This is a genomic window from Bacillus sp. FSL K6-0993, from assembly GCF_037977205.1.
Lineage (GTDB): Bacteria > Bacillota > Bacilli > Bacillales > Bacillaceae > Bacillus > Bacillus subtilis.
The window spans coordinates 806,017-825,202 of record NZ_CP150275.1; the positions used below are offsets into that span (position 1 = coordinate 806,017).

The 19,186-nt window shown below is 45.8% G+C and carries 20 protein-coding genes; 10 read left to right on the top strand and 10 right to left on the bottom strand.

Going from position 1 to position 19,186, the window contains the following annotated elements; translation table 11 throughout:
• Positions 1–14: 14 nt before the first annotated feature.
• The 3 genes from citM to nosA all read left to right on the top strand — a co-directional run bounded on the left by citM (position 15) and on the right by nosA (position 3,376).
• Positions 15–1,316, top strand: a complete 1,302-nt coding sequence (gene citM / locus MHH79_RS04135; RefSeq protein WP_003242978.1) for a citrate transporter CitM — start codon at positions 15–17, stop codon at positions 1,314–1,316.
• A 55-nt stretch (positions 1,317–1,371) separates the two neighbouring features.
• Positions 1,372–2,166, top strand: coding sequence for an MBL fold metallo-hydrolase (locus tag MHH79_RS04140; RefSeq protein ID WP_015383086.1), 795 nt, complete (start codon positions 1,372–1,374; stop codon positions 2,164–2,166).
• A gap of 118 nt (positions 2,167–2,284) precedes the next feature.
• Positions 2,285–3,376, top strand: a complete 1,092-nt coding sequence (nosA, locus tag MHH79_RS04145) for a nitric oxide synthase (protein WP_340035006.1) — start codon at positions 2,285–2,287, stop codon at positions 3,374–3,376.
• Here the strand turns inward: nosA and MHH79_RS04150 are convergent.
• On the bottom strand, positions 3,367–3,642 hold the full coding sequence (locus MHH79_RS04150; RefSeq protein ID WP_100506780.1) for an acylphosphatase: 276 nt from the start codon (positions 3,640–3,642) through the stop codon (positions 3,367–3,369). The two genes, nosA and MHH79_RS04150, sit on opposite strands and share 10 nt — an antisense overlap.
• Positions 3,643–3,708: 66 nt before the next feature.
• Here MHH79_RS04150 and MHH79_RS04155 point away from each other — a divergent pair, with 66 nt between their 5' ends.
• Complete coding sequence (locus MHH79_RS04155) at positions 3,709–4,374, top strand: MOSC domain-containing protein (protein ID WP_100506781.1); 666 nt, start codon at positions 3,709–3,711, stop codon at positions 4,372–4,374.
• A 43-nt stretch (positions 4,375–4,417) separates the two neighbouring features.
• Here MHH79_RS04155 and MHH79_RS04160 read toward each other — a convergent pair whose 3' ends face one another.
• The 4 genes from MHH79_RS04160 to map all read right to left on the bottom strand — a co-directional run bounded on the left by MHH79_RS04160 (position 4,418) and on the right by map (position 6,119).
• Entirely contained in the window at positions 4,418–4,555 is a 138-nt protein-coding gene (locus tag MHH79_RS04160) for a YflJ family protein (RefSeq protein WP_003239885.1), read from the bottom strand.
• A gap of 156 nt (positions 4,556–4,711) precedes the next feature.
• Complete coding sequence (locus tag MHH79_RS04165; protein WP_063335680.1) at positions 4,712–4,867, bottom strand: hypothetical protein; 156 nt, start codon at positions 4,865–4,867, stop codon at positions 4,712–4,714.
• A gap of 106 nt (positions 4,868–4,973) precedes the next feature.
• A complete protein-coding gene (locus tag MHH79_RS04170) occupies positions 4,974–5,288 on the bottom strand; it encodes a DUF3243 domain-containing protein (protein WP_015383089.1) in 315 nt (104 codons plus the stop codon).
• Positions 5,289–5,369: 81 nt separating this feature from the next.
• Complete coding sequence (gene map / locus MHH79_RS04175; RefSeq protein WP_003233698.1) at positions 5,370–6,119, bottom strand: type I methionyl aminopeptidase; 750 nt, start codon at positions 6,117–6,119, stop codon at positions 5,370–5,372.
• Between the two features lie 171 nt (positions 6,120–6,290).
• Here map and nagE point away from each other — a divergent pair, with 171 nt between their 5' ends.
• Positions 6,291–7,649 carry an N-acetylglucosamine-specific PTS transporter subunit IIBC gene (nagE, locus tag MHH79_RS04180; protein WP_340035007.1) on the top strand — a complete coding sequence of 453 codons (1,359 nt, stop codon included), beginning with the start codon at positions 6,291–6,293 and terminating at the stop codon, positions 7,647–7,649.
• A gap of 33 nt (positions 7,650–7,682) precedes the next feature.
• On the opposite strand, the gene ltaS is transcribed toward nagE, so the two are convergent.
• On the bottom strand, positions 7,683–9,632 hold the full coding sequence (gene ltaS / locus MHH79_RS04185) for a lipoteichoic acid synthase (RefSeq protein ID WP_015383091.1): 1,950 nt from the start codon (positions 9,630–9,632) through the stop codon (positions 7,683–7,685).
• A 100-nt stretch (positions 9,633–9,732) separates the two neighbouring features.
• Here ltaS and MHH79_RS04190 point away from each other — a divergent pair, with 100 nt between their 5' ends.
• From MHH79_RS04190 to MHH79_RS04200, 3 genes are all read left to right on the top strand, one after another.
• The gene (locus MHH79_RS04190) at positions 9,733–9,870 is read left to right on the top strand and encodes a hypothetical protein (RefSeq protein ID WP_072557053.1); all 138 of its coding nucleotides are present in this window, start codon (positions 9,733–9,735) and stop codon (positions 9,868–9,870) included.
• Positions 9,871–9,888: 18 nt separating this feature from the next.
• Entirely contained in the window at positions 9,889–10,281 is a 393-nt protein-coding gene (locus tag MHH79_RS04195) for a DUF1992 domain-containing protein (protein WP_003233692.1), read from the top strand.
• 124 nt (positions 10,282–10,405) lie between these two features.
• On the top strand, positions 10,406–11,821 hold the full coding sequence (locus tag MHH79_RS04200; RefSeq protein WP_015252561.1) for a sodium:alanine symporter family protein: 1,416 nt from the start codon (positions 10,406–10,408) through the stop codon (positions 11,819–11,821).
• Here the strand turns inward: MHH79_RS04200 and MHH79_RS04205 are convergent.
• From MHH79_RS04205 to MHH79_RS04220, 4 genes are read right to left on the bottom strand one after another with little or no spacing between them, the layout of a single operon-like run.
• A complete protein-coding gene (locus MHH79_RS04205; protein ID WP_063335682.1) occupies positions 11,818–12,894 on the bottom strand; it encodes an endospore germination permease in 1,077 nt (358 codons plus the stop codon). The genes MHH79_RS04200 and MHH79_RS04205 overlap by 4 nt on opposite strands.
• Before the next feature lie 23 nt (positions 12,895–12,917).
• Positions 12,918–13,118: a hypothetical protein gene (locus MHH79_RS04210; protein WP_003233686.1), complete on the bottom strand. Its 201-nt coding sequence runs from the start codon at positions 13,116–13,118 to the stop codon at positions 12,918–12,920.
• A gap of 15 nt (positions 13,119–13,133) precedes the next feature.
• The gene (locus tag MHH79_RS04215; protein WP_047182277.1) at positions 13,134–14,288 is read right to left on the bottom strand and encodes a Ger(x)C family spore germination protein; all 1,155 of its coding nucleotides are present in this window, start codon (positions 14,286–14,288) and stop codon (positions 13,134–13,136) included.
• The gene (locus tag MHH79_RS04220; protein ID WP_063335683.1) at positions 14,269–15,810 is read right to left on the bottom strand and encodes a spore germination protein; all 1,542 of its coding nucleotides are present in this window, start codon (positions 15,808–15,810) and stop codon (positions 14,269–14,271) included. The genes MHH79_RS04215 and MHH79_RS04220 overlap by 20 nt, the downstream gene beginning before the upstream one ends.
• Before the next feature lie 188 nt (positions 15,811–15,998).
• On the opposite strand from MHH79_RS04220, the gene treP reads away from it, so the two are divergent.
• Positions 15,999–17,411 carry a PTS system trehalose-specific EIIBC component gene (treP, locus tag MHH79_RS04225; protein WP_063335684.1) on the top strand — a complete coding sequence of 471 codons (1,413 nt, stop codon included), beginning with the start codon at positions 15,999–16,001 and terminating at the stop codon, positions 17,409–17,411.
• A 70-nt stretch (positions 17,412–17,481) separates the two neighbouring features.
• Complete coding sequence (gene treC, locus MHH79_RS04230; RefSeq protein WP_340035008.1) at positions 17,482–19,167, top strand: alpha,alpha-phosphotrehalase; 1,686 nt, start codon at positions 17,482–17,484, stop codon at positions 19,165–19,167.
• Positions 19,168–19,186 lie beyond the last annotated feature (19 nt).

A 19,186-nucleotide genomic window follows, 5' to 3' on the forward strand; every position in this document is an offset into this window, starting at 1 on the left:
AAGGGGGAATGGATGTGTTAGCAATCTTAGGCTTTCTCATGATGCTTGTGTTTATGGCATTGATCATGACAAAACGGCTTTCTGTTTTAACAGCATTGGTTTTGACGCCGATTGTGTTTGCGCTTATCGCCGGATTTGGATTTACTGAAGTTGGGGACATGATGATTTCGGGGATTCAACAAGTCGCGCCGACTGCGGTCATGATTATGTTTGCGATCTTATATTTTGGAATTATGATTGATACAGGCCTGTTTGATCCGATGGTTGGCAAAATTTTAAGCATGGTCAAAGGAGACCCTTTAAAAATTGTTGTCGGGACAGCGGTTCTTACAATGCTTGTCGCCTTGGACGGAGATGGCTCGACAACGTACATGATTACGACAAGCGCCATGCTTCCGCTCTATTTGCTGCTAGGCATCCGGCCAATTATCTTGGCGGGAATCGCGGGAGTCGGCATGGGAATCATGAACACGATTCCATGGGGTGGTGCGACGCCGAGGGCGGCGAGTGCGCTGGGGGTTGATCCAGCTGAGCTTACAGGGCCGATGATTCCTGTCATTGCAAGCGGGATGCTTTGTATGGTGGCGGTTGCGTATGTGCTTGGAAAAGCGGAACGAAAGCGCCTTGGTGTGATTGAACTGAAACAGCCGGCCAATGCCAATGAACCGGCTGCTGCGGTTGAAGATGAGTGGAAGCGGCCGAAGCTTTGGTGGTTCAATTTATTGTTAACGCTTTCTTTAATAGGATGTTTAGTATCGGGTAAAGTCAGTTTAACCGTACTGTTTGTCATTGCGTTTTGTATTGCGCTGATTGTGAATTATCCCAATCTCGAGCATCAGAGACAGCGCATCGCGGCGCATTCCAGCAACGTGCTGGCTATCGGTTCAATGATTTTTGCCGCGGGGGTGTTCACGGGGATTTTGACAGGCACGAAAATGGTTGATGAAATGGCGATCTCGCTCGTGTCCATGATACCGGAACAAATGGGCGGATTGATCCCGGCGATTGTTGCTTTAACAAGCGGCATTTTCACATTCTTGATGCCGAATGACGCGTATTTCTACGGGGTGCTGCCGATTTTATCAGAAACAGCTGTCGCATACGGTGTGGATAAAGTGGAAATTGCCAGAGCCTCTATTATCGGCCAGCCGATTCATATGCTGAGTCCGCTTGTGCCATCCACTCATTTGCTTGTCGGACTCGTCGGAGTTTCTATTGATGACCATCAAAAATTCGCATTGAAATGGGCGGTTCTCGCAGTGATCGTCATGACGGCTATCGCTCTATTGATCGGTGCGATCTCTATTTCCGTATGATAATTCAGGCGTAATGACACACACTAACGGCATACAACATTCCGGAGGTGTCATTATGAGTGATCCTTATATGCCGCTGACTTCAGTCAGAAGCGGAACGGGGTTCGAAGCGGCAAAAGGTGTGCACGGCCTGACTGTGCAAATTGCGAATGTTTATTTTATTCAGCTGCCTTCTGAACCTCACTCATTTGTTTTAATTGATGCCGGCATGCCTCAATCAGCCGGCATGATTGTCAATGAAGCCAAACAAAGATTCGGTGAAGGGTTTCAGCTGAAGGCGATTATCCTCACACACGGGCACTTTGACCATATTGGGGCAATCGAAGAGATCCTTGAACATTGGGATGTACCTGTTTATGTCCATTCTCGGGAAATGCCCTATGTAACAGGTAAAGAAGATTATCCTCCGGCTCGTCCTGACAGCAAGAGCGGGCTGGTCGCCAAGCTGTCGCCGCTGTTTCCGCGGCACTCCATCGATATTTCCTCACATGTCCAGGCACTGCCGGAAGACGGTTCAGTCCCCTTTCTTGACGAGTGGATGTGGATTGCGACACCAGGACACACGCCGGGCCATATTTCGTTATTCCGCGATGACGGCCGCGTGCTTGTGGCAGGTGATGCTGTTATTACAGTGGAACAGGAGAAAATGGCTGACGTCTTGATACAAAAACAGGAGCTTCACGGTCCGCCGGCTTATTTCACGCCTGACACAGAGACGGCCGCGGAGTCCATTCTAAAGCTGGCCGGTCTTGAACCGGAAGCGTTATTGACCGGGCACGGCATACCGATGACCGGCAAAAACTTTCGAAGTGACTTAACTGAATTGGCAAATCGGTTATCGTCTATTTGACACCCGCACCACGCGGGTGTTTTTTATTGTTTTCCAGGAAGTTGCAGAAAAATCATTTGTCTTGCCGCTTAAAAACGATACAATGAAAAGCATGAAGTGATGTGAAGGGGAGAGTTTGTTGGAAGAAAAAGAAATACTCTGGAACGAAGCGAAAGCGTTTATTGCCGCATGCTATCAGGAATTGGGAAAGGAGGAGGAAGTGAAAGACCGTCTCGAGGACATTAAAAGCGAAATTGACCTGACCGGAAGCTATGTACATACGAAGGAAGAGCTGGAGCACGGAGCGAAAATGGCTTGGAGAAACAGCAACCGCTGCATCGGCAGATTGTTCTGGAATTCGCTGAATGTTATCGACAGACGAGACGTCCGGACGAAGGAGGAGGTGCGTGATGCCCTCTTTCACCATATTGAAACCGCCACCAATAACGGGAAAATCAGACCGACCATTACGATTTTCCCTCCGGAAGAGAAGGGTGAAAAGCAAGTCGAGATCTGGAATCATCAACTGATCCGGTACGCTGGATATGAGTCAGACGGAGAAAGAATCGGAGACCCGGCTTCCTGTTCCCTGACAGCAGCCTGCGAAGAGCTCGGCTGGCGCGGAGAACGAACGGATTTTGACCTTCTGCCGCTCATTTTTCGCATGAAAGGCGACAAACAGCCTGTCTGGTATGAGCTGCCGGCTTCACTTGTGATCGAGGTTCCAATCACACATCCGGACATCGAGGCGTTTTCTGATTTGGAGCTGAAGTGGTACGGCGTGCCTATCATCTCTGATATGAAGCTTGAGGTCGGGGGCATTCATTATAATGCCGCGCCATTTAACGGCTGGTATATGGGCACGGAGATCGGAGCGAGAAACCTCGCAGATGAAAAGCGGTACGACAAGCTCAAAAAAGTAGCGTCCGTGATCGGCATCGCCGCTGATTACAATACGGATTTATGGAAGGATCAAGCGCTAGTTGAATTGAATAAAGCTGTGCTGTACTCGTATAAAAAGCAGGGTGTCAGCATCGTTGACCATCATACAGCGGCAAGCCAGTTTAAACGGTTTGAAGAACAGGAGGAAGAAGCGGGCAGAAAGCTGACGGGGGATTGGACGTGGCTGATTCCGCCAATTTCACCCGCTGCCACTCATATCTTCCACCGATCCTATGATAACTCAATCGTTAAGCCGAATTACTTTTATCAAGATAAGCCTTATGAGTAAACAATAGAAAATCGCTGATGGCCTTCAAGGCTGCGGGATTCAGTCACAGAGATGTCGGTAACCTTTGAGAAAGGGCTTCCGTTCTTTACAGCCTCAACAAACGATTGCAGGGCGTTTTCCGGACCCTCTGCCAAAATCTCGACACGCCCGTCATCACGGTTTTTGACCCAGCCGGCCAGTTTTCGCTTATCAGCTTCCATTTGAACAAAATAGCGAAAGCCCACACCTTGAACCCGGCCGTCTACAATGATTCGGTATTGAAGCATGTAAAAACCACCTTTTCTTTTTATGATAATCAATCATTTTACAACCTGTAAAGGGGATGTGTTTGTATGAAACCAGAGCGCTATTCAGTTCTTTCTCTTAATCTGGGAAAACCGCAGACGCTTGAATATGACGGAAAGAAAATCGAAACCGGCATCATGAAGCGGCCGGCTGAATCAGCCGTCATGCTGTATCGGGAGAATTTTGAAGGAGACGGACAGGCGGACCTCGTCAACCACGGCGGACCTGATAAGGCTGTCTGTGTCTACCCGGCGGAGCATTATCCGTTTTGGGAAGAGTTCCTCTCAAGACCGCTGTCAAATGCCGCATTTGGAGAAAATCTGACGGTCGCGGGCCTGACTGAGGAGAATGTTTGCATCGGGGATGTGTTCAGGCTTGATGAAGCTGTTGTTCAGGTCAGCCAGCCGCGCCAGCCGTGTGTAAAGCTGGCGAAAAAGTTTGGTGTAAAAGAAATGGTGCTGAAGGTCCAGCAAACTGGCTATACAGGGTTTTATTTTCGCGTGCTGGAGGAGGGCAGGGTGTCTCCCGGCGCGAACCTTGAATTGCTGTCCAGAGGAGAGAAGGGCATATCCGTCCAGTTCGCCAACCGTATCAACTACCATGATGCAAAAAATCTCACCGCCATTGAACGGATTTTAAGTGAGGCTGCACTATCGGAAAGCTGGAGAGCGTCCTTTATGAAAAAAAAGGGCAGGCTGCTGCCGGTTGAATAGAAAAAAAAAGCCGCGCATATCAACGTGCGCGGCTTTGCCATATTTAAGATTGTTTTTTCTTTGTTTCAAGCAGGTTGGCAAGAAAATAGGTTTTATAGCTTTGAAGCTTTCTTCCCTCATGGTGCGTGATCCCCTGCTTTTTTAGTTCTGCCACATACCAGCCTTTACTGCCGTAATGCATGTCAGAAAACTCCTTTCCCTATCTGATTTCGAAACGATTGGCATTGTAACATCTATAAAAAGATGCTGAAAAGAGATGCGGAGAAAACTGAGCCTTTCGCACTAGATGTACGAATGTTCTTCTGTATGTATATGCGGAGCAAAAGCCGAATATGATTTAATGGCCGGTTAGTTTGATGATGACAACGCCAAATGTCATAATGGCGAAAACAATGCCGATATATGTGAGCATCCCGTTTTTTTTCTTAACGCCGTAAACGGTCATAATGATGCCTTCAATGAAAAAAATGATGCCGAAAATAATAAACCACATGCAGATAAAGGCTCCTTTCACAGACATAATAGTAGTGTAGCATATCTGAAAGAGCCGGGCTGTGACAATATCAAGAAAGCCGGGCGCATATCGCCCGGCTCATGTTTTATTGTTTATCAACCAATTTGACCAGAAGCTGTGCCAAATGTTCTTTCTCATCTTCGTCCGCAACGCTCCAAAGCTCTTGCAGCAGCATTTCTTCACCGTTTTGCGGCTCTTCATGCTTTGCGAGGTAGTCTCCCAGGATCGCAGCGCTTTTTACAAGCTTGCCGTCATTCAATCCCAGCTTTTTGCCTCGGTTGACTTGTTTTTTCAGGTAGCCTTTAAATTCTTCAAAGTCTTTTAAAATGTCTTCTTTTATTGTGCCATGCATCGCGTTCATTTCGTTTTCAATTTGGATTTTTTCTTGATCTCTGTTCATTGCAAGACCTCCTCGTGCAGAATAATGATGTTTTACCTGCTATTGGAGGAGGTTAAACCTGCCAGAAGCCCGGAATGTGTTTTACAGTTTCGTCAGGATAATCGGTTCATCTTTTGTGATGACGATCGTGTGTTCAACTTGGGCAACCATGCTTTTATCCGGCGTCTTGAACGTCCAGCCGTCTCCAGCTTCAACAATCGTTTCTGCTTTCGTTGAAATAAACGGTTCAAGCGCGATGACTGTGCCATTTTTGAACAGTGCGTTATCAAACGGATCATAATAGTTCATGATGTGGTTCGGCGCTTCATGCAGGCTTCGGCCGATTCCGTGGCCGGTCAGGGTTTTGATGACGGTAAAGCCTTGAGAGCGTGCTTCATGATAAACGGCTCTTCCGATCTGGTTTTGGCGCTTGCCCGCTTTTGCCTGCTGAAGCCCCTTTTGAAAAGCGTTTTCCGCGCATTGGCAAAGCTTATGAAGACGTTCTTCTCCTTCACCGAGCACAAATGAGATGCCTGTGTCGGAATAGAAGCCGCCAAATTCAGCGGAGATGTCGATGTTGACAAGGTCCCCTGCTTTTAAAATTTTGGATGTGCTTGGTATGCCGTGAGCCACTTCATCATTTACGCTGATGCATGTCACGCCTGGAAAATCATATTCCTTCTCAGGAGCTGAAACGGCGCCGTGCTCATCAAGCACAGCTTTTCCGATAAGGTCAAGGTCTTTTGTGCTCATGCCGGGCTCTGCCTTCCGCTTCATTTCTTCACGCGCAAGCGCGACGATTCTTCCGATTTTTTTCAGGCCTTCTAATTCTTGATCGTTTGTTACAATCATCTGTCATTCCCGCTTTCTTTTTAAATAATCTAGATTAAGCTTACCACAACTGTCTTAAAAATAGGAAACACACGGACCTGGGAAAAAAGAAATACCCCCGGGAAAATTGGTATAGATCACTAGATATCTTATATGGTATATTTGAAAAAAAAGGGTATGAGGGGGATGGGTATGCTTTCATTTTTACAAAAACTCGGGAAGTCATTTATGCTCCCGATTGCGGTTCTGCCTGCGGTTGGAATTATCCTTGCGCTTGGCAGAGAGGATGTATTTAATATCCCGTTTGTCTATCAGGCGGGGACGGCGGTTTTTGATCATCTGCCGCTTATTTTTGCGATCGGAATTGCCATCGGCATTTCAAAAGACAGCAATGGGGCCGCGGGTTTATCAGGGGCGATATCGTATCTGATGCTTGACGCGGCAACAAAGACAATTGATAAAACAAATAACATGGCGGTGTTTGGGGGAATTATTGCCGGTTTAATTGCCGGTTACACCTATAACCGCTTCAAGGATACCAAGCTGCCTGAATATCTCGGATTCTTCAGCGGCAGACGGCTTGTGCCGATTATAACAGCCATTATTACGATCATTTTAGCGGGCATATTCGGAGTCGTCTGGCCGCCGATTCAATCGTGTATAAACTCGTTTGGAGAGTGGATGCTCGGGCTCGGCGGTATCGGGGCAGGCATATTCGGCCTATTCAACAGGCTGTTAATTCCGCTTGGCCTTCACCATGTGCTGAACAATATTTTCTGGTTCCAATTCGGAGAATATAACGGAGTGACAGGGGATCTGGCGCGCTTTTTCGCGAAAGATCCGACAGCGGGCACATATATGACCGGATTCTTCCCAATCATGATGTTCGGTCTTCCGGCGGCGTGTCTGGCTATGGTTGTGACTGCGAAGCCGTCTAAACGGAAAGCGACGGCTGGAATGATGATTGGGTTTGCTTTAACGGCGTTTATCACAGGGATTACGGAGCCGATTGAGTTTGCATTTATGTTTTTATCTCCGCTTTTATACGCTGTTCACGCGGTCTTAACTGGGTTATCTTTATTTATCGTCAACTGGCTCGGCATCCGCTCAGGCTTCTCTTTTTCAGCCGGTGCTATCGATTATGTGCTCAGCTATGGAATCGCAGAAAAACCGCTGCTTCTGCTTTTGGTAGGTATATGCTATGCGGCAGTATACTTTATCGTGTTTTATGTACTGATTAAGGCTTTGAATTTAAAAACGCCTGGACGGGAAGACGATGATGTGGATGAAGTGCTGGATGAAAATAGTGTTCAGGATGTAAATGAAAACATCATGCTGAAAGGGCTCGGCGGAAAAGAAAACCTTCAAACCATTGATCATTGCGCCACAAGGCTGCGACTGACTGTGAAGGATACCGCTTTGGTGGATGAAGCGCTGCTAAAGAAAGCAGGCGCAAAAGGGGTTGTCAAATCGGGCGGGCAATCGGTTCAAGTCATTATTGGCCCGAATGTGGAATTTGCGGCGGAAGAATTGAGAGCTGCTGTCAAATAAAAAAAGCGGAGAGGGCAACCTCTCCGCTTTTTCTTATTTATCTTCGTTATCCGTTGACGTTTCGGAAGAATCTTCGCCATGTTTTGTGTAATCATAATCGGAAGGATTCACCTTCTTAAAACCTTTCGGCTCGTAGAACCGCAGCAGGTCTCCGTTTATGATTTTATCGGACATTTCAAGTTCCTTCTTGACGAGCGAGTCTTCTGACTTGTCGACTTCGGATTCATCGAGTTCTTTTCCGGTTTTCGTGTCGTAATACTTACCGGATATTTTCGTGTACTTCGGTGAAATAAAGTCTCCGTTGCGGAACGGAATCACTTCACGGTGTTCTTTCGATAAAATATCAGAACCGGACATCAGATAGTCCTTCGTATCCACTCCGAGCAGATGCAGAATGGTAGGAGCCACATCAACGTCTCCGGCATATTTATGAACTTTCTCGCCCTTCACGCCGGCAGCGTGGATAAAGAGCGGCACCCGTTGAAGCTGGGCGTTGTCGTAATCAGTGATTTCATCCTTGCCAAGCACTTTCGCCATCGCTTTATTGTGGTTTTCAGAGATGCCGTAGTGGTCTCCGTACATCACAATAATCGATTTATCATATAACCCGTCTTTTTTCAGATCATTGAAGAATTGTTCAATGGACTGATCAAGGTAATGGGCTGACTGGAAGTAGTTATCGACGACAGAGTCACCAAAGTCTCCAGCCGGGAAGTCTGTATCCCCCTCATCCATTCCGAATGGGAAGTGGTTAGACAGGGTAATGAACTTCGTATAGAACGGCTGCGGCAGGCTTTCCAGCAGCGGCATTGATTCTTTGAAGAACGGTTTGTCTTTCATACCGTAGTTTTTCGTGTTTTCTTCGTTCATGTCATAGTAAGCAGAATCAAAGAATTTATCAATGCCTTCCGCTTTGTACATTTCGTTACGGTTCCAGAACGTCTGCGTGTTCCCGTGGAAAGTAGCAGATGTGTAATTCTTAGACTTCAGAATCGCCGGAACGGATTGCAGCGTGTTTTGCGCTTTGTTTACGAAAACTGAACCTTGAGCCAGCGGGTACAGAGAGTTTTCCATCATAAATTCAGCATCCGATGTTTTACCTTGTCCCGTTTGGTGGAAAAAGTTATCAAAGTAGAACGTTTCGTTATCATGTGCCAGTTTATTTAAGAACGGTGTCACTTCTTTGCCGTCAATTTTATAGTCGATGATAAATGACTGCAAAGATTCAAGTGAAACGTAAATGACGTTTTTTCCTTCCGCTTTGCCGAAATACACGTTATTCGGCACATCGTAATTGGCTTTCATGTAGTTTTCTACTTCCGTCACGTCGCTGGAATCGGCAAGCGCGCGCTGGCTGTTGGACTTGATATTCTGTACAGCGTCATAAATCGTGAAATTGTATGTTCCCAAGTATTTCACAAGATAGTTCCGGTCGAATGATCTTGTCAGCAATTCAGGACGGTCTGATTCCGCAACTGCCAGGTTGATCAAGAACACAAGAATTGAAGACGCAAAAATAATTCGGAACGATTTTTTGCTTGACGTTTCGGCAGGCTTGTTTACTTTGATCGCCAAGATGATCAGGATGATCGTATCGATAAAGTAAAAGGCGTCAGTCGGTCTCATCAGCGAAAATGCGCTGTCACCGAGTTGGCCGCCGTTTGTTTTAGCCTGCATAATGACCGGAATTGTAATAAAATCATTGAAAAATCTGTAGTACACAATGTTTGCGTACAGTAAAAAAGACATTAAAAAATGAATCACTATAATGGCTGTCTGCTGTAATTTTTTCTTGAACAAGAGTCCAAAGCCAAGAAAGAACAAGCTTGAGCTAAGAGGATTCACAAAAAGCAATATTTTTTGTATCGTGTTGTCTATTCCTAAGTTGAAGTTCAGGACATAACCGACATACGTTTTGATCCATAACAGGACGACCGCAATTAAGAAGAAGGCCAGTCCTCTTTCTTTTATAAATGTTTTCATTGTTACACTCCTTTTTTCCGATCCAGTTCGAGCGAAACGATAGAAAAAACGAACGTATCCAATATAACACGAATCAGCAGATTAGAAAAGTGAAAATCGTATGATGGAGAAAGTGGCGAAAAACGCCGTCGAATCAACGTTTCGCTTTGATATTACCAAATGTAAAACAAGGTATCTTTCTAGAAATAAAGGAATAAAATGGTACATTGAGAATTGTATGATAAAATATAAGGTATAGATAAAAAGAGGTGAAATGATGGATTTTTCCCATATTGTGTCTGAAGATAAAATTAAGCGCGCCATCAAAGACGGGGACTTTCAAAACCTCCCGGGAATGGGGAAGCCGCTGCCGAAGGATGACGCGGCACACTTGCCGGAATCGCTGCGCATGGGCTATCGTATTTTGAAAAACGCGGGAATGGCAGAGGACGAGGGCGCGCTCAAAAAAGAGCTTATGACCATCGACCATTTAATCGAAAAGTGCTATGACGAAAAAGAACGCGAGCAATTAATCAGAAAAAAATCTGAAAAGCAATTGCTGCTTGATAAGCTTGTCGACAAAAAAGGCATGTTTTCAAAGCCAGCATCCGCTTTTTATAAGAATAAAGTATATGACCGGCTTGGACGAAACAGACCTTCTTCCAGCTGATTTGTCTTGTCTGCAGGATGGCGATTGATAAAAGCCATCCTTTTTATGTTCCAAGTTCTATGTCAAAAGGTTTATGTTTTTCCATCTATGGGAAATGACCCATAAACGAAAAAAGGGTGATGGGATGGAACGACTATTGGTATGGATAGAGCATATATCTGATTGGCTGTGGGGTCCGCCGCTAATCATCCTGCTGACGGGGACGGGGTTGTATTTCACTATTTTGCTGAAAGGTTTTCAATTTCGCTATCCTTTATACATTTTCAAACAGACAATCGGCAGCGTAGGAAAAAAGCCGAAAGGAGAGGGCACAGTCACACCGCTTCAGGCATTGACCTCAGCCCTCAGTTCAACGATCGGTGCAGCGAACATTGTCGGTGTGCCCGCCGCTATTATGTTTGGAGGACCAGGAGCGGTTTTTTGGATGTGGCTTATTGCCTTATTTGCCATGGCGATTAAGTTTTCTGAAAGTGTTCTTGCTGTTCATTACAGAGAAAAAAATGAGCAGGGTGAATACGTCGGGGGACCGATGTATTACATAACAAAAGGGCTGCGCATGAAATGGCTCGGCGTATTCTTCTCTGTTGCGCTGATTGTGGAGCTGATCCCCAGCATTATGGTTCAGGGAAATTCGGTTTCAGTCTCGCTTGCCGAAACGTTTTCTTTCAATAAAATATACGCAGGAATCGGAATTGCATTTTTGATTGGGTTAGTGGTGATAGGAGGGGTAAAGCGGATCGGAAAAGTAACAGAGTTTGTCGTGCCTCTTATGGCAGGGGCATACGCGGGTGCCGGTCTCCTGATTGTTCTCATGAATCTATCATCAGTGCCGGCGTTTTTCTCTCTCGTCTTTTCAAATGCGTTTACCTCTTCTTCAGCAGTTGGAGGGTTCGCAGGTGCTGCGTTGGCGGAAACCGTTCGCTGGGGATTTGCCCGCGGGCTTTATTCTAATGAAGCCGGAATGGGAACAGCCCCGATTGCACATGCGGCAGCAATGACTGATCATCCTGTGCGGCAAGGGTTTTGGTCTGTGATCGGCATTGTCATTGACACCTTGATCATCTGCACGACCACCGCTTTTGTCGTTCTTGCATCTGGTGTCTGGACAGGGAAGAACGCCTCAATTGACCCGGCAGCACTGACGACGGCTGCATTTCAGCATTATTTCGGTTCTGGCGGAGGGTACTTCGTTTCGGTTTCCCTAGTCTTCTTTGTCGTATCAACCATTATGGTTGTCATTTTTTACGGCGTAAAGCAAGCTGAATTTCTGTTCGGGCGGCTGGCAGGACACGTGATCAAATTCGTTTATTTAGCGGCTATTATCATTGGTGCCGCAGGCGGAGCAAAAGCCATTTGGGGCTTTTTGGACTTAGCATTGGCTTTTATTCTCGTTCCAAATGTGATTGCGCTGTTGTTATTGAGCAGAAAGGTAAAAGCGCTGTACACCGAATTCTTTACATCTGAACAGTACTATTTGAAAGATATAAGAAAAACAAAACAGAATCCTGTTTATCAAACAAAAGAAGCTAAAAATTCCTAGTGTTTAGCTTTGGCGCCGAACAACGCTTTGCTTTTTATGATCAAATAAATGAGTAAAGGCAGCAAAATAGAAATCACTACATTAATGATTGGTTTGATTCTGTTAAAGTCGATTAGCTGATTTGTATTTAAAAAGAACCAAAAGCTGCATACGACTGAGAACATGCCGGTTGGTGTATACATGGCTTTCGGGTCGATTTTTGAGTGTAAAAACGAAAGGCCGTATACCACGATATATAGGGAACCTGCTATCTTCACCATAATGACCGGAATCCAAAAGGCCGCGATGATCAGGTCTGAGCGATCCAGAAAATCCGTAATGCGGATCTGCCTGATGACCATATAAGCAGGATCAAAGAAAGTAGATGTCAGGTTGGGACCAAAGACAGAAATTGAAGAAAATAACATCACGGCCAGCAATAAAGCGCCCAACAGTATTGCGAAAATGGTGTATTTTAGCGGGACACTCCGGTTTGAGAAGAGAAGCGGAAGGATAATCAATTCCCCCATTGTCCCAAACGCGTAATAGCCTGATTGAAGGTATGGGATTAGACCTTCAAAAACAGGCGTCAAGTTTTGAAGCTCAATTTGTGTGGCCAGCGTAAATGGAAGGAACAAGACCAGGATGCCGAATGGAAATAGGAATATCTGCGCCATTCTGGTCAATGTTTCTTTTCCCTCTCTGGCAATACAGATCGCCACAAAGATAATAACACCGCCAAGAACAGCCATTGGTGTTCTCGGGAGAAATAAAATGTTAATCAAATTGATGAAAAAACGTAAATCATGAGCATTGATTAACAGGAAATACAAAGAAAACAGTAAAATGATAATCCGGCCTGCGATTGGTGAGGAATCGCTCAGCAGCTCATAGATATTTTTATCCTGATGCTTTTTCATCAGCCTATGCATGAGCCAGAGTGCCGGAATCACGATGACAACGCCGAGGATGTAGCTGTGCCAGGCATTTTGTTTTGCTGATTCGATCATGAGAATCGGAGCATGCTTTAATCCGACCGCTAACGTATACAGAGCTCCGAAAAATAATCCTTGGTATGCAGAGGTCTTGTCCATAAAGCACATCCTTTCTGTCATGTTCAAAACGGAATATATTTAAACAGGTGCCCCAGCCGCGGAAGCAGGGGATTCACTCTCATATAAATCCATAGAAAAGCACTTCCTGCAATCAGCAGGCTGAAGGCCCATTTTGTTAGATTGTTAGCGGAACGAAAATTCTTCCATTCATATGCGTATATGGCAATGCACACAATCAATGTCTGTACGATATAGCTGATCATGCTGACGCACCTCCATTAATGGCTGATCGTTTTGTATAGGACACCGCCCTGCTCAATGGTCACAATTGGGACGACGTGAACCTCCATATCCTTGTATACCTCTTCCCATTCCTTTTTCAGCAGATTCTTCGTGGTTGCCGTGCTTCTAATAGTCCGGTCTTGAAAGCCGGCCGGGTCCGCCTTTAGCTTTTGCAAACGATGAACGGTGCTGGTCACGTCCTTCTTTATGGTTCTGTTTAGTGCTTTTTGAATGATGTAATACTGGTCATTTTCTCTCGTCTCATAGGTTGATTGGTTTTCCATAATAATTCCTTTAGCTCTGATCTCGATTGTCATTGACAGCTTTCCGTTTTTTTCAGCGGCATGAAAGGATGCATTGGACTTTTGAAGCTGAATGGATGCTTGCCCCATTTGATTCGGCAGGTCTACTATGAATTCTGGCTGGCGGGCTTGATTCAGCAACATCAGGGCTGCTGTCATGTGTTCATCTTTGAAAATATCCATCAATCTGTCCTTTTTAAAGATCGCAAGCCCGTCAATTTTCAAATTAGATTTGCCTTTCCCTCCAGGTTTTGTTTTAGATGCAGAGATGACCGGTGCATACGGATCACTGCCTATTTCTACTAGATCAGACATGAATCTGCTTAAAAAAACGGGGCGGCTCGTTGCGATAATGGCCAGCTCCCGAATCATTTCCGCCGGAAACTGTTCAAGCTGGACATCGGTGTTTAAAATGTCCCGCGCTTCTCCCCGGCTGACTAAAATTAGCGCCGTTAATCTGTTCTGCGGATTTCGCGTTAAAATATCAAAGACTGGGGCAACGCCGTCTCTCGCCATATCCTCTCCAATAATGACTGTACGTCTGTGGGACGTATTGATTGTCCGTGACAAGGAGGTTTGCAGCTTGTTGTTCGCTTCTCTGATCGTAGTGCCGGAAGCTGAATCAACATACCATGTTTTTGAACCGGCAGTTCCGCCGCCGCCCCCTGTTTGTCCGCCTAATTGGCCGACCAAGGGAATCTGCAAGGCTACTCGATATTGATCTTTTTTCTTATCAATGGCTGAGCTGACAACAAATGCAATGTCATTGATTTCTGTCCGGTCCCAGCACCCCGTTAGAAGGATACAAATGAGAAGCGGCACAACACACTTATATATTGTTTTCTTCATCTTTTGGGTCCTCTCTTTTCGCTCCCTTCTGTCCGTTGCCGCGCGAATACGTGCCCGGCCTTCTGGTCATCGTCCACCAAGGCGCCCTGACAAAAATATCTTTTACTTCATCTCGTTTAAACGGAGAAATGCCGGATAAATAAGGAATACCGAAAGATTGCAGCTTGCATAAATGGAGCACTAAGATAATCGTGCCGAGCATAATGCCGAAAATCCCGAAAATACTCGCCAAAAACATAAGCGGGAAACGAAGCATCCTGATGGAGATAGCTAAGTTAAATCGCGGAATTGTAAATGACGCGATCCCTGTTAACGATACGATGATCACCATGGGGGCAGACACAATTCCCGCTTCAACAGCGGCTGTCCCAATGACAAGGGCCCCGAGAATACTGACGGTCTGGCCGATGGTTTTCGGCAGGCGCACTCCCGCCTCACGGAGAGCCTCAAAAGAAATTTCCATAATCAATGCTTCTATGATGGCGGGGAAAGGAATCGGTTCACGCGCGGAGGCCACACTGAACATTAAGTTTGTCGGCATTAAGTCCTGATGGTATGTAATAACGGCAACATAAATAGCCGGCAAATATAAAGCAACGAATAAAAACATATAGCGAAGCCAGCGGATTAAGTTAGACATCAAATAACGCTCATAGTAATCTTCACTGGCCTGCATAAGCTGCCAAAACGTAATCGGGCCTGTTAAGACAAAGGGCGTATTATCTGTGAAAATGGCAAATCGGCCTTCGAGAAGCTGGGCGGCGACGGTGTCCGGCCTTTCTGTGTATTGCAGCTGGGGGAATGGCGAGTACGTGTCGTCTTCGATAAACTCTTCAATATATCCGCTTTCTAAGACAGCATCAATCTTTATCTTTTTGATTCTTTTTTTTACTTTGTCAATGACCTTTGGATCGGCAAGCCCGTCAATATAGGCCAAGACAACATCGGTTTTGGTTTTCGTGCCGATTTTAAACGAGATCATTTTAAGCTGAAACGTTTTGACGCGAAAGCGCACAAGAGCGGTATTGACCCTGAGGCTTTCAGTGAAGCCCTCTCTTGACCCTCTGATGGTCGATTCTGTTATCGGCTCTTCAATGCTTCTTCTTTGTCCGCCTTTTATATTTAAGATCAGGCCTTTTGAGTGCCTGTCGGCAAATAAAACTGCGTTCCCCTCAATGATGGATGCAGCCACTTTGCTCATACTCGTTTCTGTTGCAACACTTGAAATGGATAGAGTATTTTGCAGCGCCTCTTCATGTTCATCTATTTGATCCGTCAAATGCATTAAGAAAGGGCGGAGGGCGTGATCCTGAATATGTTCAGATTTTACAATTCCTTCGATATAAACAATAAATCCGCACAGCCCGTTTCCAAAGTCAAATTGTCTAAATACGATGTCTGAGCAGCCTTCTGTTAATAAGGTTAGATTATCGAGGTTTTCCTTCAAATCAGGAGAGATCGGTCTGTCCTGATTGTCTTCAAGCTCTTTGATGAGCTGAAGCGCTTTGTCGCGTTTATTCATAGAGGCTCACCCTGCTTTTTAATGTCACAATAAGTGCTTGTGACTTTTAGGGTAACCTTGTCTGTTTCATATATTCCAGACTAGGATGAAAGCGCTATAAAAAAGTGTTGACTACCTGTATATACAGGAATACAATATGATTATAAGTTGTATATACAAGTTATAAAAACGGTTACGGAGGGGTTGGCATGGGGGAACTGAACAAATCGGCACGTCAGATTGTCGAAGCAGTCGGCGGTGCTGAAAATATTGCAGCGGCAACTCATTGTGTTACACGTTTGCGTTTTGCTTTAATAGATGAAAGCAAGGTTGACCAAGAGATGCTTGATCAAATTGATGTGGTAAAGGGATCATTCTCGACAAACGGACAGTTTCAGGTCGTAATCGGCCAGGGAACTGTCAATAAAGTATATGCTGAACTGGTCAAGGAAACGGGAATTGGCGAGTCAACAAAGGATGAAGTGAAGAAGGCCTCAGAAAAAAATATGAATCTTTTGCAGCGTGCTGTGAAAACGCTTGCAGATATTTTTATTCCAATATTGCCTGCGATTGTCACGGCGGGTCTTTTAATGGGGATCAATAACATTTTAACGGCGGAAGGCATTTTCTTCAGCACAAAATCGATTGTGCAGGTTTATCCGCAGTGGGCGGATCTTGCTAATATGATTAACCTGATTGCAGGCACGGCCTTTACGTTTTTGCCTGCGTTAATCGGATGGTCTGCCGTCAAGCGGTTCGGCGGCAATCCGCTTCTCGGCATTGTGCTCGGGGTTATGCTCGTGCATCCTGATTTGCTGAATGCGTGGGGATATGGCGCTGCAGAACAAAGCGGAGAGATCCCGGTATGGAATCTATTCGGCCTAGAGGTGCAGAAAGTCGGCTATCAGGGCCAGGTGCTCCCAATTTTGCTTGCTTCTTATATGCTGGCGAAGATTGAGGTATTTTTAACAAAACGCACACCTGAGGGCATACAGCTGCTCGTTGTCGCACCAATTACGCTTCTCTTAACAGGATTTGCCTCTTTTATCATTATCGGCCCGATTACATTTGCGATCGGTAATGTACTGACTTCAGGGCTTATCTCGGTGTTTGGTTCTTTTGCCGCACTGGGCGGTCTGTTATATGGCGGTTTCTACTCAGCGCTCGTGATTACCGGTATGCACCACACGTTTCTTGCAGTCGACCTGCAGCTCATCGGTTCAAAGCTCGGCGGCACCTTTTTATGGCCGATGCTGGCGCTTTCTAATATCGCACAAGGTTCGGCCGCTCTGGCCATGATGTTCATCGTGAAGGATGAGAAACAAAAAGGCCTCTCCCTCACATCAGGGATTTCTGCTTATCTTGGCATTACAGAGCCTGCCATCTTTGGGGTGAATCTGCGATACAGATTTCCGTTTATCATTGCAATGGTCAGCTCTGGCCTGGCCGGAATGTATATTTCTTCTCAAGGTGTGCTGGCAAGCTCCGTCGGTGTCGGCGGTGTGCCGGGGATTTTCTCAATCATGAGCCAGTACTGGGGCGCGTTTGCAATCGGGATGGCTATTGTATTGATCGTGCCGTTTGCCGGAACATACGCGTATGCGAGATTCAAACATAAATAACAAATGGGGAGCGGGACGTGTTGTACGTTCCCTTTTCCCGTTTTCAATTTAAATATGGTGGTGGAAACAGATGAAAACAGAACAAACGCCATGGTGGAAAAAAGCTGTGGTTTATCAAATTTATCCGAAAAGCTTTAACGATACGACAGGAAACGGTGTCGGCGATCTGAACGGCATTATTGAAAAGCTTGATTACTTAAAAACACTTCAGGTGGATGTGCTTTGGCTGACGCCGATTTATGATTCTCCGCAACATGATAATGGGTACGATATTCGTGATTATTACTCGATTTATCCTGAATACGGAACGATGGAGGATTTTGAGCGGCTAGTGTCCGAAGCACATAAAAGAGACCTGAAAGTCGTCATGGATCTTGTTGTCAATCATACGTCAACAGAGCACAAATGGTTTCGCGAGGCGATCTCTTCAATAGACAGCCCGTACCGTGATTTTTATATATGGAAAGACCCGCAGGAAAACGGTTCTGTTCCGACGAACTGGGAATCGAAATTCGGCGGCTCGGCATGGGAGCTTGACGAAGCATCAGGCCAATACTATTTGCATCTGTTTGATGTGACGCAGGCTGATTTGAATTGGGAAAATGAAGAGGTCAGAAAGCATGTCTATGACATGATGCATTTTTGGTTTGAAAAGGGAATAGACGGCTTTAGGCTTGATGTCATCAACCTGATTTCTAAAGATCAGCGCTTTCCGAATGCGGAGGAAGGCGACGGCCGCTCTTTTTACACTGATGGGCCGCGGGTGCACGAATTTCTGCATGAAATGAACGAAAAGGTGTTTTCGCATTACGACAGCATGACGGTCGGTGAGATGTCTTCAACAACCGTAGACCACTGTATCCGGTATACGAATCCTGACAATAAAGAACTTGATATGACATTCAGCTTCCATCATCTCAAGGTTGACTATCCAAACGGCGAAAAATGGGCCTTGGCGCCGTTTGACTTTTTGAAGCTGAAGGAGATCCTATCCGACTGGCAAACGGGGATGCACGCAGGAGGGGGATGGAACGCTCTGTTCTGGTGCAATCATGATCAGCCGCGCGTTGTATCAAGATATGGAGATGATGGCGCATATAGGGTGAAATCGGCGAAAATGCTTGCTACGGCCATTCATATGATGCAGGGCACGCCTTATATTTATCAGGGCGAGGAGCTGGGGATGACGAATCCGAAGTTCACTGACATAAGCTGCTATCGGGATGTCGAATCGCTGAACATGTATCACGCCTTTAAGGACAAAGGAATGGCTGATCAAGAGATTACAGCCATTTTACAGGCGAAATCCCGTGACAATTCCAGAACCCCCGTTCAGTGGGATGCTACGGAGAATGGCGGTTTTACAACGGGCACACCGTGGATACCGGTTGCCGGAAATTATCGGGAAATCAATGCTGAAGCGGCGCTAAGAGATCAAAATTCGGTGTTTTACCATTATCAAAAATTGATTCGGATTCGCAAAATGTATGACATTGTGACAGAGGGAACGTATGAGTTAATCGCAAAGGATGATCCGAACATTTTTGCGTATCTCAGACACGGCAGCAATGAAAAGCTGCTCGTGATCAATAATTTTTACGGGACAGAGGCGGCCTTTACACTGCCGGACTCTTTAGCGCCTGACGAATGGAAGGCAGAGGTGCTGTTGACGAACGATGAAGAAAGGGAAGGGCTTCAGAACATGACGCTTCGCCCGTATGAGTCCATTGTTTATCGTTTAACAAAACCGTGTTAAACTAAGCTGGGTGGTCCAT

What these genes read in the sequence shown, in the direction of transcription:
- MHH79_RS04160 (WP_003239885.1), bottom strand. Translation starts at nt 4,555, where the DNA reads ATGCATTACGGCAGTAAAGGCTGGTATGTGGCAGAACTAAAAAAGCAG.
- ltaS (WP_015383091.1), bottom strand. Translation starts at nt 9,632, where the DNA reads ATGAAAACATTTATAAAAGAAAGAGGACTGGCCTTCTTCTTAATTGCG.
- treP (WP_063335684.1), top strand. Translation starts at nt 15,999, where the DNA reads ATGGGGGAACTGAACAAATCGGCACGTCAGATTGTCGAAGCAGTCGGC.
- MHH79_RS04210 (WP_003233686.1), bottom strand. Translation starts at nt 13,118, where the DNA reads ATGATCAGCTATATCGTACAGACATTGATTGTGTGCATTGCCATATAC.
- MHH79_RS04150 (WP_100506780.1), bottom strand. Translation starts at nt 3,642, where the DNA reads ATGCTTCAATACCGAATCATTGTAGACGGCCGGGTTCAAGGTGTGGGC.
- nagE (WP_340035007.1), top strand. Translation starts at nt 6,291, where the DNA reads ATGCTTTCATTTTTACAAAAACTCGGGAAGTCATTTATGCTCCCGATT.
- MHH79_RS04190 (WP_072557053.1), top strand. Translation starts at nt 9,733, where the DNA reads ATGATGGAGAAAGTGGCGAAAAACGCCGTCGAATCAACGTTTCGCTTT.
- MHH79_RS04220 (WP_063335683.1), bottom strand. Translation starts at nt 15,810, where the DNA reads ATGAATAAACGCGACAAAGCGCTTCAGCTCATCAAAGAGCTTGAAGAC.
- MHH79_RS04165 (WP_063335680.1), bottom strand. Translation starts at nt 4,867, where the DNA reads ATGTGGTTTATTATTTTCGGCATCATTTTTTTCATTGAAGGCATCATT.
- MHH79_RS04170 (WP_015383089.1), bottom strand. Translation starts at nt 5,288, where the DNA reads ATGAACAGAGATCAAGAAAAAATCCAAATTGAAAACGAAATGAACGCG.
- MHH79_RS04155 (WP_100506781.1), top strand. Translation starts at nt 3,709, where the DNA reads ATGAAACCAGAGCGCTATTCAGTTCTTTCTCTTAATCTGGGAAAACCG.
- MHH79_RS04200 (WP_015252561.1), top strand. Translation starts at nt 10,406, where the DNA reads ATGGAACGACTATTGGTATGGATAGAGCATATATCTGATTGGCTGTGG.
- MHH79_RS04205 (WP_063335682.1), bottom strand. Translation starts at nt 12,894, where the DNA reads ATGGACAAGACCTCTGCATACCAAGGATTATTTTTCGGAGCTCTGTAT.
- MHH79_RS04195 (WP_003233692.1), top strand. Translation starts at nt 9,889, where the DNA reads ATGGATTTTTCCCATATTGTGTCTGAAGATAAAATTAAGCGCGCCATC.
- treC (WP_340035008.1), top strand. Translation starts at nt 17,482, where the DNA reads ATGAAAACAGAACAAACGCCATGGTGGAAAAAAGCTGTGGTTTATCAA.
- MHH79_RS04140 (WP_015383086.1), top strand. Translation starts at nt 1,372, where the DNA reads ATGAGTGATCCTTATATGCCGCTGACTTCAGTCAGAAGCGGAACGGGG.
- map (WP_003233698.1), bottom strand. Translation starts at nt 6,119, where the DNA reads ATGATTGTAACAAACGATCAAGAATTAGAAGGCCTGAAAAAAATCGGA.
- MHH79_RS04215 (WP_047182277.1), bottom strand. Translation starts at nt 14,288, where the DNA reads ATGAAGAAAACAATATATAAGTGTGTTGTGCCGCTTCTCATTTGTATC.